The organism is Blautia sp. LMAG:36 (assembly GCF_008680535.1).
Lineage (GTDB): Bacteria > Bacillota > Clostridia > Lachnospirales > Lachnospiraceae > Blautia_A > Blautia_A fusiformis.
Genome location: NZ_NALB01000007.1, coordinates 558699 through 574743, shown reverse-complemented (window position 1 = coordinate 574743; position 16045 = coordinate 558699). Strand labels below are relative to the sequence as shown.

Genomic DNA, 16045 nt, shown 5'->3' with positions numbered 1-16045 from the left:
AAATGCCCTGTCCACACAACGAAATCACGATTGTTCAGCGCAGTCAGCGGCAGTCTGCGGTTGCCGCCGCTGCTTACCAGAGTGGCGAAAAACTGTTCTGTGAATATGACCAGCAAGTGAAGCACTACCCGGAAAAGCGTGGTATCGTCCACAATGAAATCCTGCTCCCACCTAATGCCCCACAGGAATATGCAGACCGCAATACTTTGTGGAACGCCGCCGAAGCGGTGGAAAACAATGGAACTCCCAGCTTGCAAGGCGGTGGGTGCTTACCATCCCCAGAGAGATACCGCCCGACCAGTATGCTGTCCTTGTCCGGGAGTTTTGCCAGAAGCAGTTTGTTTCCAAAGGCATGATTGCTGACTTTGCCATCCATGACCCCCATCCGCCGGGACACAATCCCCACGCCCATGTCATGCTCACCATGAGGGCAATGGACGAACATGGAAAATGGCTTCCCAAGAGCCGCAAGGTTTATGACCTTGACGAAAACGGGGAACGGATAAAACTTCCGTCCGGCAGATGGAAAAGCCACAAGGAGGATACGGTGGATTGGAACGACCAGAAGTATTGCGAAATCTGGCGGCATGAATGGGAGGTCATCCAGAACCGCTATCTGGAAGCCAATGACCGTCCGGAGCGTGTGGACTTGCGTTCCTATGCCAGACAGGGGCTTGATATTGTCCCCACTGTCCATGAGGGGGCTGCTGTCCGGCAGATGGAAAAGCGTGGTATCCAGACGAATATCGGAACCTGAACCGGGAAATCAGAGCCGCCAACAGTCTGATGAAGTCCATCCGGCAGCTTATCCAAAACCTCAAAGGCTGGATTACCGAGCTGGGAGAAAAACGGAAAGAGCTGCTTGCACAAAAGGCGGCGGAGGAAGCGACACTTCTTCCCAATCTGCTGATGAAGTACATGGAGATACGAAAGGAAGAACGGAAGGACTGGACAAGGGCTGGACAGAACCGGGGGACTTCACAGGACTTAAAGGCAGTCAGCGAAGCCCTGTCCTATCTTCGGCAAAAGGGGCTTTCCACTGTGGAGGACTTAGAAGCATTTCTGGAATCTTCCGGGAAATCAGCCGCAGATTACCGCAATCAGATGAAGCCAAAGGAAGCCCGCAGCAAAGTGATTGACGGGATTCTTGCCAGCCAGACAGCCTGCAAGGAATGTAAGCCTGTCTATGAGAAGTACCAGAAGATATTTTTTAAGAAAACAAAGGAGAAATTCAAACAGGAACACCCGGAGGTTGCCCGGTATGCGAAAGCCGCCGCCTACCTTGCCAAGCACCCAGACGATAAGGACAGTACCCAAAAGGAGCTGCAAGAGGAGCAGGAAAAACTTCTGGAAGAAATCGCAGAGCTGAAAGTACCACTGACCGAGGTACAGGAGGATTTGAAGAAGCTGCGGGACATCCGCTACTGGGTACGGAAAGCCACCCCCGGCACAGAAGAAAGCAAAGAGCCGCCCAAGAAGCAGCCCATCAAAGAAGTCTTGCAGGATAAGGCAGACGAGAAAAAAGCACAAAGAACTGTCCCGGCACAGACGAAACACAAACAACAGGATATGGAACTTTAACAGGCACTTGCCATTTTCAATCAGAGAATGTCAGGTGCTTTTCTTATTTTCAAGGAGGGACAGATTTGAATGTATTTGAAGCTGTGAAGCAGTCCGTCACAACAAGACAGGCTGCGGAGCATTATGGAATCCATGTAGGTCGGAACGGGATGGCTTGCTGTCCGTTCCATAACGATAAAACCCCAAGCATGAAGCTGGATCGGCGTTACCACTGCTTCGGCTGCGGTGCGGATGGGGATGTGATTGATTTTGCCGCCGCCCTGTATGGGCTGGGAAAGAAAGAAGCCGCCGTACAACTGGCACAGGACTTCGGGCTTTCCTATGAGGACTGGAAACCGCCGGGAAAGGCAAAAAAGCCCAAGTCCCGGCAGAAATCCCCGGAGGAACAGTTTCAGGAAGCAAAAAACCATTGCTTCCGTATCCTTGCCGATTATCTCCACCTACTCCGAGTGTGGAGAAAGGAATATGCCCCGCACTCCCCAGAGGAAATCTTTCATCCCCGGTTTGTGGAAGCCTTACAGAAGCAAGACCAAGTGGAATATCTGCTGGATGTGCTGCTGTTCGGGGAAACAGAGGAAAAAGCGGCTTTGATTACGGACTACGGAAAGGATGTGATACAGCTTGAACAGCGAATGGCAGAGCTTGCAGCCGCAGACGCAGCAAGAACTAAAAAACACCATGAACGCCATGCAGCCGCCCCAGAGCGTTGAGGAAATCAAGGCGGGGCTGGAAACTACCGAGAAAGGCGGTGTCCGTCAGAGCATACGGAACTGCCTGACCGTATTCCAGCGTGACCCGCTGCTTTCCGGGGCTATCGCATACAACATCCTGACCGACCGCAAGGACATCATAAAGCCCATCGGCTTCCACAGGGAAAGCACAGCCCTGAACGATACGGACATGAAGTATCTGCTTCTTTATCTGGAAGAAACCTACGGGCTTACCAATGAGAAAAAGATTGATAACGCCATCGGGATTGTGGCGAATGAAAACAAGTACCATCCCATCCGGGACTATCTCAATACCCTTGTGTGGGACGGGACGGAACGAATCCGTTTCTGCCTGCGGCACTTTCTGGGGGCTGACGCAGACGATTACACCTATGAAGCATTGAAGCTGTTCCTGCTGGGTGCAATCTCACGAGCCTTTCAGCCGGGGTGCAAGTTTGAAATCATGCTCTGTCTGGTAGGCGGTCAGGGGGCTGGCAAGTCCACCTTCTTCCGTCTGCTGGCAGTCCGGGACGAGTGGTTCTCCGATGATTTGCGGAAGCTGGACGATGACAATGTGTACCGCAAGCTGCAAGGTCACTGGATTATCGAAATGTCGGAAATGATGGCAACCGCCAACGCCAAGAGCATTGAGGAAATCAAGTCATTTTTAAGCCGACAGAAAGAGGTTTACAAGATACCCTATGAAACCCACCCAGCAGACCGCCCCCGTCAGTGCGTGTTTGGCGGCACTTCCAATGCCCTTGACTTCCTGCCCCTTGACCGTTCCGGCAACCGCCGCTTTATCCCCGTCATGGTGTACCCGGAGCAAGCCGAGGTTCACATTTTGGAGGACGAAGCCGCTTCCAGAGCCTATATCGAGCAGATGTGGGCAGAAGCGATGGAAATTTACCGAAGCGGCAGGTTCAAGCTGGCTTTCAGCCCTGCCATGCAGCGGTATCTCAAAGAACACCAGCGGGATTTTATGCCGGAGGACACCAAAGCCGGGATGATACAGGCGTATCTTGATAAGTACACCGGGAGCATGGTCTGCTCCAAGCAGCTCTATAAGGAAGCCTTGAACCATGCCTTTGACGAGCCGAAGCAATGGGAAATCCGGGAAATCAACGAGATTATGAACCAGTGCATTTCTGGCTGGCGGTACTTCCCGAACCCAAGAATGTTTTCCGAATATGGCAGACAAAAGGGCTGGGAGCGTGAAAACCCGGCAACGGACTCCGGCAACCCGTCTGAAAAAACGATGGACGGTTTTGTGGAGGTCACAGAACAGATGGAGCTTCCGTTCTGAAAATGGCAGCCCGTTGCACCCCCTGTTGCTATCCCGTTGCCGAGCCGGTTGCCGGGGAAAATCCCGAAACTATCGGCTTTTCTCCCCTATGACAACCAAAACAACAGAAAAATAAAAGAAAAGTATAAATAGTAACCATCGCCAGATTGAGATTGTTTGCAAGGTCTTTTGAAGCCCGTTGCCGGACTTCGTTGCCGACACCCTCTGTCTGGCTATTTTCATGTATGGAGGATAACTGCCTATGGCAAAAAACAAAACAGAGATTCATGTTACAACGGTGTTTGACGGGGAACTGGACGCCACTGATGTGTTCGTCAGCCTGATTTCCCAGAAATACGGAAAGACAAATACAAAAGAATATCTTGCTAAAAAGAAAGATATAAGCTATAATGAAGATGAGGTTCAAAAGAGCCAGATACCGTCTGGATTGTGTGGGTAAATGGCTATGATGAACGAAATGGAATACAGAACAATCGGAAAGGCACTTGCCGGGGGCTATCGTGCAGCGGTCTATTGCAGGCTGTCAAAGGACGATGACCTGCAAGGCGAAAGTGCCAGTATCGCAAACCAGCGTGATATGCTGGAAAAATACTGCGAAAAGCAGGGATGGGAGGTTGTGGCAGTCTATCAGGACGATGGCTTCACAGGTCTTAACATGGAGCGTCCTGATTTACAGAGAATGTTGAGAGCCATTGAGCGCAGGCAGATCAACCTTGTCATCACGAAAGACCTCAGCCGACTGGGGCGTAACTATCTGCAAACCGGGCATTTGATTGAGGACTTTTTCCCAAGGAACGGCGTCCGCTATATCGCCATGAATGACGGTATCGACACCCTGCGTGATAACAACGATATTGCCCCGTTCAAGAATATCCTGAACGAGATGTACAGCAAGGATATTTCCAAGAAAGTCCATTCCTCTTATCTTCTGAAAGCGCAGAAAGGACAGTTTACCGGGTGTCTTGCCCCGTTTGGGTATCGGAAAGACCCGGAGGACAGAAACCATCTGCTCATTGACGAAGAAACAGCCCCGATTGTGCGGCTGATTTTCGGATATGCCCTAAACGGTCATGGTCCGAACTATATCCGCAGACGGCTGGAGGAAGAAAAAATCCCCTGCCCCACATGGTGGAACCGGGAACGGGGGCTTCGCAATACCCGCACCAAATGGGAAAAGAAAGACCCGGAAAACGGGCGGTATATGTGGGACTTCTCCGTTATCAAAGACCTTTTGATGAATCCCGTCTACACCGGGGCGATTGCTTCCCAGAAAAAGGACTACCGTTTCAAAATCGGCACGATTGGGGAAAAGAAGCCGGAGGACTGGATTGTGGTGGAGGGACAGCATGAACCGCTGATTGACCGCATGAGCTTTGATATTGTGCAGAACAAGCTGAAATCCCGCCAGCGTCCGGGGCAGACCAATGAAATCAGCCTGTTTGCCGGACTGTTAAAATGCGGCGAGTGTGGGAAGTCGCTGACGATACGCTACACAAACGCAAAATATCCCCAGCGGATTTATTCCTGCAAGACCTACAACGCCTTTGGAAAGAACCACTGCACCCAGCACCGGATTGATTATGACACCCTTTACAGCCATGTGCTGCGGAAAATACGGGAATGTGCCAGAGCTGCCCTGATGGACGGGGAAGCGGTTGCCGACCGCCTGACAAATACCTGCGAAGCCGAACAAAAGGAACAGCGGGAAGCAATGGAACGCTCCCTTACAAGGGACGAGGAACGGATTGAGGTTCTGGACAAAATGGTCATGCGGCTTTATGAGGATATGATTGCAGGGCGTATCAGTGAGCAGAATTTCAACACCATGCTGGAAAAGACACAGACCGAGCAGACGGAGCTTAAAACAAAAGTGTCCGAGGGCAGAAAGCGGCTGTCCGATGAAGTCCAGCTTGCCAATGACGCAAAACAATGGGTGGAAGCCATTCAGGAATATGCCAACATCACAGAGCTGGACGCAGCCACCCTCAACCGCTTAATCAAAGAAATCGTCGTGCATGAGCGCATTGACGAAGATAAAACAAGACACATTTCTATCGAAATTCATTTTAATCTCAAACCCATCCCGGAGGTGGAACAGGTCACTGCCTGACCTGTCCCGCCGGGACGGTTCTCTTAAAAACACCATATAGATTTTTTGTACGCCGCCGCCCGCCATCGAGCAGAGTTTTTACACCTAATTGGGGATAAAACAGCTTATGGCTGGCGCTGGTGTAGCCGTTGTTGGTATGGTTCTTGTACCTCTGCTCTCCGGGCTGTTCTCTGTCTAAGCGTTCCTGCATGAAATCCTTGCCGCTCCCGCAGCTCTGCGGGGGCGGCGGAAAGGAGGTTGACACCGTATGGATTTCTTACTTGAAGCCCTGACAAATTGGCTGAAAGAAATGCTGGTGGGCGGTATTATGAGCAACCTTTCGGGGATGTTTGACAGCGTAAACCAACAGGTCGCGGATATATCCGTACAGGTAGGACAGACCCCACAGGGATGGAATGGCAGTATTTTCAATATGATTGAGAATCTGTCAAACTCCATCATGGTGCCGATTGCAGGTGTGATCCTGGCTATCGTGATGACCGTAGACCTGATCCAGATGATTGCAGACAAGAACAACCTGCATGATGTGGATACCTGGATGATTTTCAAGTGGGTGTTCAAATCAGCTGCCGCCATCCTCATTGTCACAAACACATGGAATATCGTGATGGGCGTCTTTGATATGGCGCAGAGCGTGGTGGCGCAGGCGGCAGGGATTATCAATTCGGATGCGTCCATTGACATTTCCTCAGTTATAACCGATCTGGAACCGAGGCTGATGGAAATGGATTTGGGACCGCTGTTCGGACTGTGGTTCCAATCCCTCTTTATTGGCATTACCATGTGGGCGTTGTATATCTGTATCTTTATCGTTATTTATGGCCGTATGATCGAGATCTACCTTGTAACTTCGGTGGCTCCCGTTCCAATGGCTGCAATGATGGGCAAGGAATGGGGCGGTATGGGACAGAATTACCTCCGATCTCTGCTGGCACTGGGCTTTCAGGCGTTTCTCATTATCGTCTGCGTGGCAATTTATGCTGTGCTGGTGCAGAACATCGCTCTGGAAGATGACATCATCATGGCAATCTGGAGCTGCGTGGGCTACACCGTACTGCTATGTTTTACGCTGTTCAAAACCGGCAGTCTCGCCAAATCAGTCTTTCAGGCACACTAAAACGGAAGGAGGTTTCCACATTGGCTTATGTACCCGTACCCAAGGACTTAACAAAAGTCAAAACAAAGGTCATGTTCAATCTGACCAAGCGGCAGCTTATCTGCTTCACGGGCGGAGCGCTTATTGGCGTACCGCTTTTCTTTTTGCTCAGAAAACCTACCGGAAACAGTGTAGCGGCTATGTGTATGATGCTGGTTATGCTGCCCTTCTTCATGCTGGCTATGTACGAAAAGCATGGACAGCCCCTGGAAAAGATCGTGGGCAACATTCTCAAAGTAGCTGTGATCCGTCCAAAGCAGCGACCTTACCAGACCAACAACTTTTATGCCGTATTAAAGCGGCAGGAAATGCTCGATAAGGAGGTGTATGACATTGTTCACCGCAATAAAAAAATGGCTGCATCGGATGTTCGGAAAAACCGAGGAAAAAACTGTGCAGCCGGTAAAGACAAAGAAAAAACTGTCCCGCGCCGATAAGAAGCAGATCGAAGCGGCCATTGCCCGCGCTAACCGCACGGACAAAAAAGGAAAATCTGCGCAGGACAGTATCCCTTATGAACGGATGTGGCCGGACGGAATCTGCCGCGTATCGGACAGCCACTACACAAAGACCATCAAGTTTCAGGACATCAACTATCAGCTCTCCCAAAACGAAGATAAGACGGCAATCTTTGAGGGTTGGTGTGATTTCCTCAATTATTTTGACAGCTCGATTCATTTCCAGCTGTCTTTTTTGAACCTTGCGGCATCGGAGGAGACCTTTGCTAACTCCATTTCCATCCCGCCCCAGAGGGACGCCTTTGACAGTATCCGTGAGGAATACACCACAATGCTGCAAAATCAGCTGGCCAGAGGTAACAACGGTCTCATCAAGACCAAATATCTGACCTTTGGTATCGACGCGGACAGCATCAAAGCCGCCAAGCCCCGTCTGGAGCGTATTGAGACCGATATACTTAATAACTTCAAGCGTCTTGGTGTAGCTGCCAGAACGCTGGACGGTAAAGAAAGGCTTTTTCAGCTTCATGCGGTATTCCACATGGATGAACAACTCCCGTTTCAGTTTGAATGGGACTGGCTGGCTCCTTCCGGTCTGTCCACAAAGGATTTTATTGCACCAAGCTCCTTTGAGTTCCGCACCGGCAAGCAGTTCCGTATGGGTAAGAAATACGGGACTGTTTCTTTTTTGCAGATTCTCGCACCGGAACTGAATGACCGTTTGCTGGCTGATTTTCTGGATATGGAAAGTTCGCTCATTGTGAGTATGCACATTCAGTCGGTGGATCAGGTGAAAGCCATCAAAACGGTAAAGCGGAAGATTACCGACCTGGACCGCAGCAAGATCGAGGAACAGAAAAAAGCAGTCCGTGCCGGATACGACATGGACATCATTCCATCTGACCTTGCTACCTACGGCAGTGAAGCGAAAAAACTCTTGCAGGATTTGCAGAGCCGCAACGAGAGAATGTTCCTTTTGACTTTTCTGGTGCTGAACACAGCGGACAATCCCCGTCAGCTTGGCAACAACATCTTTCAGGCAGGCTCTATTGCCCAGAAGTATAACTGTCAGCTGACCAGGCTGGACTTCCAGCAGGAAGAAGGGCTGATGAGCTGTTTGCCTCTGGGTCTCAATCAGATTGAGATTCAGCGAGGACTGACCACCAGTTCCACAGCTATCTTTGTGCCCTTTACTACGCAGGAACTGTTCCAGAACGGGAAAGAAGCTCTGTACTACGGCATCAATGCTCTGTCCAACAACCTCATTATGGTGGACAGAAAGCTGCTGAAAAACCCCAACGGCCTGATTCTGGGTACGCCGGGTTCCGGTAAGTCCTTCAGCGCAAAACGAGAAATTGCCAACTGCTTTTTGCTTACCAGTGATGATGTCATTATCTGTGACCCGGAAGCGGAGTACGCACCTCTTGTTGAGCGTCTGCATGGGCAGGTCATCAAGATCTCACCTACTTCAACCAACTATATCAATCCGATGGATCTGAATCTGGACTATTCGGATGATGAAAGCCCGCTGTCACTCAAGTCTGACTTTATCCTCAGTTTGTGTGAGCTGATCGTGGGCGGTAAGGAGGGCTTGCAGCCGGTGCAGAAAACCATTATTGACCGTTGTGTACGGTTGGTTTACAACGAATATCTCAATGACCCAAAGCCGGAGAATATGCCGATTTTGGAGGACCTTTATAACCTGTTGCGGGAGCAGGAAGAAAAAGAAGCTCAGTACATTGCAACGGCATTGGAAATCTATGTAACGGGTTCTTTGAATGTGTTCAATCATCAGAGCAATGTGGACATTGATAACCGGATTGTCTGCTACGACATCAAGGAACTGGGCAAGCAGCTTAAAAAAATCGGTATGCTGGTGGTACAGGATCAGGTGTGGAACCGCGTTACCATCAACCGTGCCGCCCACAAGTCCACCCGTTACTACATCGACGAGATGCACCTGCTTTTGAAGGAGGAGCAGACCGCCGCCTATACGGTGGAAATCTGGAAGCGATTCAGAAAATGGGGCGGTATTCCGACAGGTATCACCCAGAATGTCAAAGACCTTTTGAGCAGCCGCGAGGTAGAGAACATCTTTGAAAACTCGGACTTCGTGTATATGCTTAACCAGGCAGGCGGAGACCGTCAGATTTTGGCGAAGCAACTGGGGATTTCCACACACCAATTATCTTATGTGACCCACTCCGGTGAGGGCGAGGGCCTGCTGTTTTATGGCTCTACAATCCTGCCTTTCGTGGATCACTTCCCGAAGAACACCGAGCTTTACCGCATTATGACCACCAAACCTCAAGAATTGAAAAAGGAGGATGAATGATTATGAATCTCAACATTTTGAATAAAAATCCGCTGATGTTTTTTGACAGGGCGGTAAATGCCCAGCGCAGCCAGCTGCTTACAGTCATGGCCGATGCGGTAAGTGAGTGCCGCACGGCGGCAGATCAGGCAGCCGAACTGAATGAGACCGGTCAGGTGGGGCTGCTCCGTCTGGCAGAGGTCTGGAGTGCCATCCGTGCCAAGGAAGGTATGGGCGGTCTGGTTCTGGAAGGAACAGAGGCGAAGATCCTGTCCGATGTGGTGGCACAGTTTTATGCCTACCTGTCCGGCTGTATGTTCAACGATCCTGTGGGAATGGCCATTTATGCAGAGCTGCACTACATGATGTCCTCCCTCATGCTGGGAGAATGGTTTGAATAAGGAACCGCGCCTGCGCTTTACTGATGAGGAACGGTCTGACCCTGCACTGGAAAAGCCGATCCGTAAAGCGGAGAAAGCTGCGGCCAGAGCAGATAAGGCGCAGGCCAATATCCCAAAGAAAAAGGTCAGGCAGACGGTCATTGACCCGGATACCGGAAAAAAGACCTCGAAGCTGACCTTTGAGGACAAGAAAAAGCCACCTTCCAAAGTTTCTCAAGGAGTCAGGGAAGCTCCCGCCCATCTGGTCGTGGGCAAGCTCCACAAAGAGATACGGGAAACAGAGCAGGACAATGTGGGCGTGGAAAGCGCCCACAAGTCCGAGGAGGCGGTGGAGACCGGCGCTTATCTGGTGCGGGAGGGCTATCGCAGCCACAAGCTGAAGCCGTACCGCAAAGCAGCACAGGCAGAGCGCCAACTGGAAAAGGCAAATGTAAATGTTCTGTACCAGAAATCTTTGCAGGAAAATCCCCAGTTTGCCAGCAACCCTCTTTCCCGCTGGCAGCAAAAGCAGGCCATCAAAAAGCAGTATGCCGCCGCCAAACACGCCGGTCAGACTGCCGGAAATACCGCCCAGGCTGCGTCCAAAACCGGAAAAGCCGCAAGGACGGTGAAAGAAAAGGCACAGCAGGCAGGGGCGTTCGTCGTGCGCCACAAGAAGGGTTTCCTGATGGCAGGGGTTTTGTTCCTCATTACCTGTATGCTGATGAATACCATGTCCTCCTGCTCCATGATGGCGCAGAGCATCGGTTCCGTTCTCTCCGGTACCACTTATCCGTCGGATGACCCGGAAATGCTGGCAGTGGAGGCAGATTATGCAGCCAGAGAAGTCCAGTTGCAGGAGGAAATCGACAACATTGAAAGCAGCCACCCAGGGTATGACGAGTATCGCTATGACCTTGGTATGATCGGCCATGACCCTCATGAGCTGGCAGCATTTCTGTCTGCCGTCTTGCAAGGTTACACCCAGCAGAGCGCTCAGGCAGAGCTGGCGCGTGTGTTTGCAGCACAGTATCAGCTGACGCTTACTGAGGAAGTGGAGATTCGCTACCGCACGGAGACCTCCACCGACCCGGAGACCGGCGAGACCACCTCAGAAGAAGTCCCCTATGAGTATTACATTTTGAATGTGAAACTCACCAGCAAGCCCATTTCCGCTGTGGCGTCGGAGTTACTGACCCCGGAGCAGATGGAAATGTATCAGGTTTACCGGCAGACCATGGGCAATAAGCCGCTGTTGTTTGGCGGTGGTTCCCCTGACATGAGCAATTCCGAGGACTTGACCGGTGTACAGTTTGTAAATGGAACCCGTCCCGGAAATCCGCAGTTGGTGGAGCTGGCCAAGCGTCAGGTCGGCAATGTGGGCGGTTATCCTTATTGGAGCTGGTATGGTTTTGACAGCCGCGTGGAGTGGTGCGCCTGCTTTGTATCCTGGTGTTATAACCAGGCTGGAAAAAGTGAGCCGCGCTTTGCAGGCTGTGAGTGGCAGGGCGTTCCGTGGTTCCAGTCTCATGGACAATGGGGTGCAAGAGGCTATAATAATCTGGCTCCCGGAGATGCAATTTTCTTTGATTGGGATTTGGATGGGACAGCAGACCATGTGGGTATCGTGATCGGTACGGATGGCAGCCGCGTTTATACCGTGGAGGGAAATTCCGGCGATGCCTGCAAGATCAAAAGTTATGACCTGAATTATCAAAGCATTAAAGGCTATGGTCTGATGAACTGGTAACAGACTTTGTGGAAAGGAGTGAACGGTTATGGCAAAAAACAAAATTGAACGTATCGACCAGGAAATTGAGAAAACCCGTGAGAAGATTGCGGAATATCAGGAAAAGCTCAAGACCTTGGAAGCACAGAAAACGGAGGCAGAGAATCTGGAAATCGTTCAGATGGTTCGTGCGTTACGCATGACTCCAGCACAGCTGAACGCTATGCTTTCCGGTGGAATGAACCATGGCAGAGATACGACACTGCCGGAATCAAATAATCAGGAGGCTACCGCTTATGAAGAATAAAAGAATTTGCAAAACACTTTCCGCCCTTTGCCTGACAATGGTTGTGGCATTTGGATTTACGATCCCTGCTTTCGCACAGGGGTCAGAACAGGCACCGGCGGCACCGGCAGAGGATTCTACAAATGACAGCAATGTGATTGTGGAAGAAACAGAACCAGCACCGGCACTTACACCGGAGGGGAATGCGGCACTGGTGGATGATTTTGGAGGCAATAAGCAGCTCATTACCGTTACCACCAAGGCTGGCAACTATTTTTACATTTTGATCGACAGGGCGAATGAGGATAAAAAGACTGCTGTTCATTTTCTGAACCAGGTGGATGAAGCGGATTTGATGGCACTGATGGAAGATGAAAATGTCAAAGAGAAGCCGGCTGCGGTATGCAGCTGCACGACAAAATGTGAAGCAGGGGCAGTCAATACGGCTTGCCCGGTCTGCGCAACTGATAAGAGTAAATGTACGGGCAAAGCACCGGAACCTCCGGCAGAAACACCGGAACCGGAAAAAGAGAAGCCTGCCGGACTGAACCCGGCTGCGATAGTCCTTTTGCTGGCTCTGCTTGGAGGCGGTGGCGTATTTGCCTACTTGAAGCTCATTAAGAATAAGCCTAAGACCAAGGGCAATGACAGTCTGGACGATTATGATTATGGCGAGGAAGATTCCGAGGAATGGGAAACCGAGGATGAGGAGTCGGACGAACCGGACGCTGATGGGGGCAGCACAGAAGAAGATGACGAGGACAGCGTGAAATGACCCGTTTCACAGACAGTCCCTATGAACGCATGATGACACGCAGGCCGGAGGGCGGGAGGGAAACTTCCCGTCCTCATTCTTTATCCCACAACCACCCCTGCTATGGTTGCGGGAGTTATGGAAGTCCCTGCGTAGGTATCTGCCATCGTGAGATGGAACGTTGGCTCAAAGAAAGGAAACGAAAAAAATGAGTGTTCTGATTATATTTATCAAGCTGATTGCTGTTTTTGACCTGCTGGTGATCGCCGTGTATTTTGGCGGCGACATTCTTTCTACCATGTTAAACAAACTTCGGAGAAAGCCAAAACAAGATGACCCCTTTGATTTCTCCTTAGATACCGTGACAGTTTCATTGTCCATAGATTCTATCCGTCAGCTTTATTCCGGTGATGCGGCAGAGTTTGTGGAAGAAAAGATCCTGCCAAATGCGGAGAAAACAATGGCCGTTTTGACGGAACAAGAACAGACGGCGACTCGTCTGCTCTTATCTGCTCTGATCGGTTTTCTTGCTGCAGAAGCTCCTATGGATGAACAGAGCTTTCCTTTGATGATGGAACTTCTGAACTGCATGGAAGGGGAAAAAGAAGATGGTTGCCAGGATGCAGTAGATAGTTTACTTGAAGATGCCGCCTGCAATACCCGCCGTCACGAAGAATATTACAGCAATTATCAACGCTACCAGCTGATGCAGGTGGATAAAACCCGTGTCATTTTGGCTTGCCGCATCATCATCAATGACCTGCTGGGGAAACTGTACCGCTATGATTATCGGTTTGGATATAACCTGCTTTTGGATGAGGAAAACAGCATTGAGAAAAAGCTGCACACGCCTGTGCGAGAAGAATGGGAGGATGAAGATTATGAAACTTGTAATTGCTGAAAAGCCATCAGTTGCCCAGAGTTTGGCGGCGGTGATCGGCGCAACCGTCCGTAAGGACGGGTATCTGGAGGGTAACGGCTGGCGTGTCAGCTGGTGCGTGGGTCATCTGGCCGGTCTTGCAGATGCAGACAGCTATGACCCCAAGTATGCCAAGTGGCGATATGATGACCTGCCTATCCTGCCGGAACATTGGCAGATGGTGGTGGGAAAAGATAAGAAAAAGCAGTTTGATATTCTCAAAAAGCTGATGAATGCCCCGGATGTGACGGAAGTTGTAAATGCCTGTGATGCCGGACGCGAGGGCGAGATGATCTTCCGCAGCGTCTATGAGCTGGCAGACTGTCAGAAGCCTATGAAAAGGCTCTGGATTTCTTCGATGGAGGACTCTGCCATAAGGGAAGGCTTTGCAAACCTGCGCCCCGGTGCGGATTATGACGGACTTCGGGATGCTGCCCTCTGCCGTGCCAAGGCCGACTGGCTGGTGGGGATCAATGCCACAAGGCTTTTTTCCGTGCTGTACCACCGCACCCTTAACATCGGGCGCGTGATGTCCCCAACGCTGGCGCTCATTGTCCAGCGAGAAGCTGAGATCGACACCTTTAAGCCGGTTCCTTTTTATACCGTGGCGCTGGAGCTGCCCGGTCTTACCGTATCCGGGGAGCGCATGAGTGACCGAGCAAGCGCAGAGCAGCTGAAAGAAGCCTGTCAGGGTGTAGCTGTCACAATCAAAAAGGTGGAGTGCAAGGAAAAGTCCGAAAAGCCGCCTGCCCTCTATGACCTGACTACTCTGCAAAGAGATGCCAACCGCCTGCTTGGATTTACAGCCCAGCAGACCCTGGACTATCTGCAAAGCCTGTATGAAAAGAAGCTCTGCACCTATCCCCGTACTGACAGCCGCTATCTGACCAGTGATATGGCAGACAGCCTGCCGGTGCTGGTGAACCTGGTTGCCAACGCCATGCCGTTTTGCAAAGAAATCGCCATTGCCTGTGATCCGCAGACGGTCATCAACGATAAGAAAGTAACTGACCACCACGCAGTAATCCCTACCAGAAATCTCAAGGATGCAGACCTTTCTGCCCTTCCTGCGGGAGAAAAAGCGGTGCTGGAGCTGGTGGCCCTGCGTCTGCTGTGCGCCGTAGCCCAGCCCCATATCTATTCGGAAACTGTTGTGATTGCAGCGTGTGCCGGTGGAGAGTTTACCGCCAAAGGAAAAACGGTGAAGCACCCCGGATGGAAAGCACTGGAGGACGCTTACCGTGCCAAAATGAAGGATGCAGAGCCGAAAAAAGAGGGCGCAGAGAAAGCTCTGCCGGAGCTGACCGAAGGACAGACCCTTTCGGTTTCTGCGGCAATCGTCAAAGAAGGCAAAAGCAGTCCGCCCCAGCACTTTACGGAGGACAACCTGTTGTCCGCGATGGAGACTGCCGGAAAAGAGGATATGCCGGAGGATGCCGAGCGAAAAGGTCTTGGGACACCGGCCACCCGTGCCGGTATTTTGGAAAAGCTGGTATCTGCCGGTTTTCTGGAACGAAAAAAGAGCAGGAAAACGGTGCAGCTTCTCCCTTCCCACGATGCAGTTTCCCTGATCACCGTTCTGCCGGAACAACTGCAATCGCCGCTTCTGACTGCCGAGTGGGAGTACCGCCTGGGAGAAATCGAGCGCGGGCAGCTTGCCCCGGAGGAGTTTTTAGACGGTATCAGTGCCATGCTGAAAGAGCTGGTGGGGACTTATCAGGTCATCAAGGGAACGGAGTACCTGTTCACTTCGCCTCGTGAGGTGGTGGGCAAATGCCCTCGCTGCGGCGGTGAAGTTGCAGAACTGCAAAAAGGCTTCTTCTGTCAGAATGATTCTTGCAAATTTGCAATCTGGAAAAATAACAAATGGTGGGCTGCCAAGAAAAAACAGCCGACCAAGGCTGTGGTGTCTGCACTGCTTAACGATGGCCGTGTCCGTGTGACGGGCCTATATTCGGAGAAAACCGGCAAGACCTACGATGCCACTGTGGTTTTGGAGGACGATGGACAGTATGCCAACTTCAAGCTGGAATTTGACCAGCGGAAAGGAGGCAGCCGATGAAGCTCTCTTTAGTGGAACGGGAAACCATTCTCCTCTATAACCAGGCAGAACCAATGGCTGAGGTCTATACCCACGATCCCCGTCTGATGGAGAAGCTGGAACTGCTGGCAAAAAAGCACCCCGACCAGATCACCCGAAAGGACGCCCATAACTTTATCGTCCCCAAGCGGTGTGTATCAGTCCGGGAGCCATATAGCGCAGAACGCCGCAAAGCCGCCAGTGAGCGTGCGAAAGCTGCCGGATACCAGCCTCCTATGCGAAAGTCCGGCAGTTAAAGGCA

General features: G+C 51.2%; 15 protein-coding genes and 2 pseudogenes. All 17 read left to right on the top strand.

The window, feature by feature from the left end; translation table 11 throughout:
• Window positions 1-2 precede the first annotated feature (2 nt).
• Window positions 3-1581 (top strand): annotated as a pseudogene (mobQ, locus tag CCC17_RS12055) (MobQ family relaxase).
• Between the two features lie 65 nt (window positions 1582-1646).
• Window positions 1647-2291 (top strand): CHC2 zinc finger domain-containing protein, encoded by a 645-nt coding sequence (locus tag CCC17_RS12050; RefSeq protein WP_117930459.1) that lies wholly within the window; start codon window positions 1647-1649, stop codon window positions 2289-2291.
• On the top strand, window positions 2260-3597 hold the full coding sequence (locus CCC17_RS12045) for a virulence-associated E family protein (RefSeq protein ID WP_118554113.1): 1338 nt from the start codon (window positions 2260-2262) through the stop codon (window positions 3595-3597). Before CCC17_RS12050 ends, CCC17_RS12045 begins: the two co-directional genes overlap by 32 nt.
• A 241-nt stretch (window positions 3598-3838) precedes the next feature.
• Complete coding sequence (locus CCC17_RS12040; RefSeq protein ID WP_002304371.1) at window positions 3839-4036, top strand: hypothetical protein; 198 nt, start codon at window positions 3839-3841, stop codon at window positions 4034-4036.
• On the top strand, window positions 4037-5707 hold the full coding sequence (locus tag CCC17_RS12035; protein WP_118747348.1) for a recombinase family protein: 1671 nt from the start codon (window positions 4037-4039) through the stop codon (window positions 5705-5707).
• A 91-nt stretch (window positions 5708-5798) separates the two neighbouring features.
• Window positions 5799-5885: pseudogene (locus tag CCC17_RS12030) on the top strand (Maff2 family mobile element protein); the annotation flags it as partial.
• 69 nt (window positions 5886-5954) lie between these two features.
• Window positions 5955-6824: a VirB6/TrbL-like conjugal transfer protein, CD1112 family gene (locus CCC17_RS12025; RefSeq protein ID WP_287083156.1), complete on the top strand. Its 870-nt coding sequence runs from the start codon at window positions 5955-5957 to the stop codon at window positions 6822-6824.
• A gap of 20 nt (window positions 6825-6844) precedes the next feature.
• Complete coding sequence (locus CCC17_RS12020) at window positions 6845-7300, top strand: PrgI family protein (RefSeq protein WP_005335865.1); 456 nt, start codon at window positions 6845-6847, stop codon at window positions 7298-7300.
• Complete coding sequence (locus CCC17_RS12015; protein ID WP_221718768.1) at window positions 7257-9656, top strand: VirB4-like conjugal transfer ATPase, CD1110 family; 2400 nt, start codon at window positions 7257-7259, stop codon at window positions 9654-9656. Before CCC17_RS12020 ends, CCC17_RS12015 begins: the two co-directional genes overlap by 44 nt.
• Window positions 9653-10036: a DUF3851 domain-containing protein gene (locus CCC17_RS12010; protein WP_205488514.1), complete on the top strand. Its 384-nt coding sequence runs from the start codon at window positions 9653-9655 to the stop codon at window positions 10034-10036. Before CCC17_RS12015 ends, CCC17_RS12010 begins: the two co-directional genes overlap by 4 nt.
• Window positions 10029-11765: a C40 family peptidase gene (locus CCC17_RS12005; protein ID WP_287083155.1), complete on the top strand. Its 1737-nt coding sequence runs from the start codon at window positions 10029-10031 to the stop codon at window positions 11763-11765. The genes CCC17_RS12010 and CCC17_RS12005 overlap by 8 nt, the downstream gene beginning before the upstream one ends.
• A gap of 28 nt (window positions 11766-11793) precedes the next feature.
• Entirely contained in the window at window positions 11794-12051 is a 258-nt protein-coding gene (locus CCC17_RS12000) for a DUF4315 family protein (RefSeq protein WP_221718769.1), read from the top strand.
• A complete protein-coding gene (locus CCC17_RS11995; protein ID WP_221718770.1) occupies window positions 12041-12805 on the top strand; it encodes a DUF4366 domain-containing protein in 765 nt (254 codons plus the stop codon). The genes CCC17_RS12000 and CCC17_RS11995 overlap by 11 nt, the downstream gene beginning before the upstream one ends.
• Window positions 12802-12996, top strand: a complete 195-nt coding sequence (locus tag CCC17_RS11990) for a hypothetical protein (protein ID WP_003526245.1) — start codon at window positions 12802-12804, stop codon at window positions 12994-12996. The genes CCC17_RS11995 and CCC17_RS11990 overlap by 4 nt, the downstream gene beginning before the upstream one ends.
• Window positions 12993-13685, top strand: coding sequence for a conjugal transfer protein TraG (locus CCC17_RS11985; protein ID WP_221718771.1), 693 nt, complete (start codon window positions 12993-12995; stop codon window positions 13683-13685). The genes CCC17_RS11990 and CCC17_RS11985 overlap by 4 nt, the downstream gene beginning before the upstream one ends.
• Entirely contained in the window at window positions 13666-15765 is a 2100-nt protein-coding gene (locus tag CCC17_RS11980; RefSeq protein ID WP_330577322.1) for a DNA topoisomerase 3, read from the top strand. Before CCC17_RS11985 ends, CCC17_RS11980 begins: the two co-directional genes overlap by 20 nt.
• Window positions 15762-16040: an immunoglobulin gene (locus tag CCC17_RS11975; RefSeq protein ID WP_117822124.1), complete on the top strand. Its 279-nt coding sequence runs from the start codon at window positions 15762-15764 to the stop codon at window positions 16038-16040. Before CCC17_RS11980 ends, CCC17_RS11975 begins: the two co-directional genes overlap by 4 nt.
• The last annotated feature ends 5 nt before the right edge of the window (window positions 16041-16045 follow it).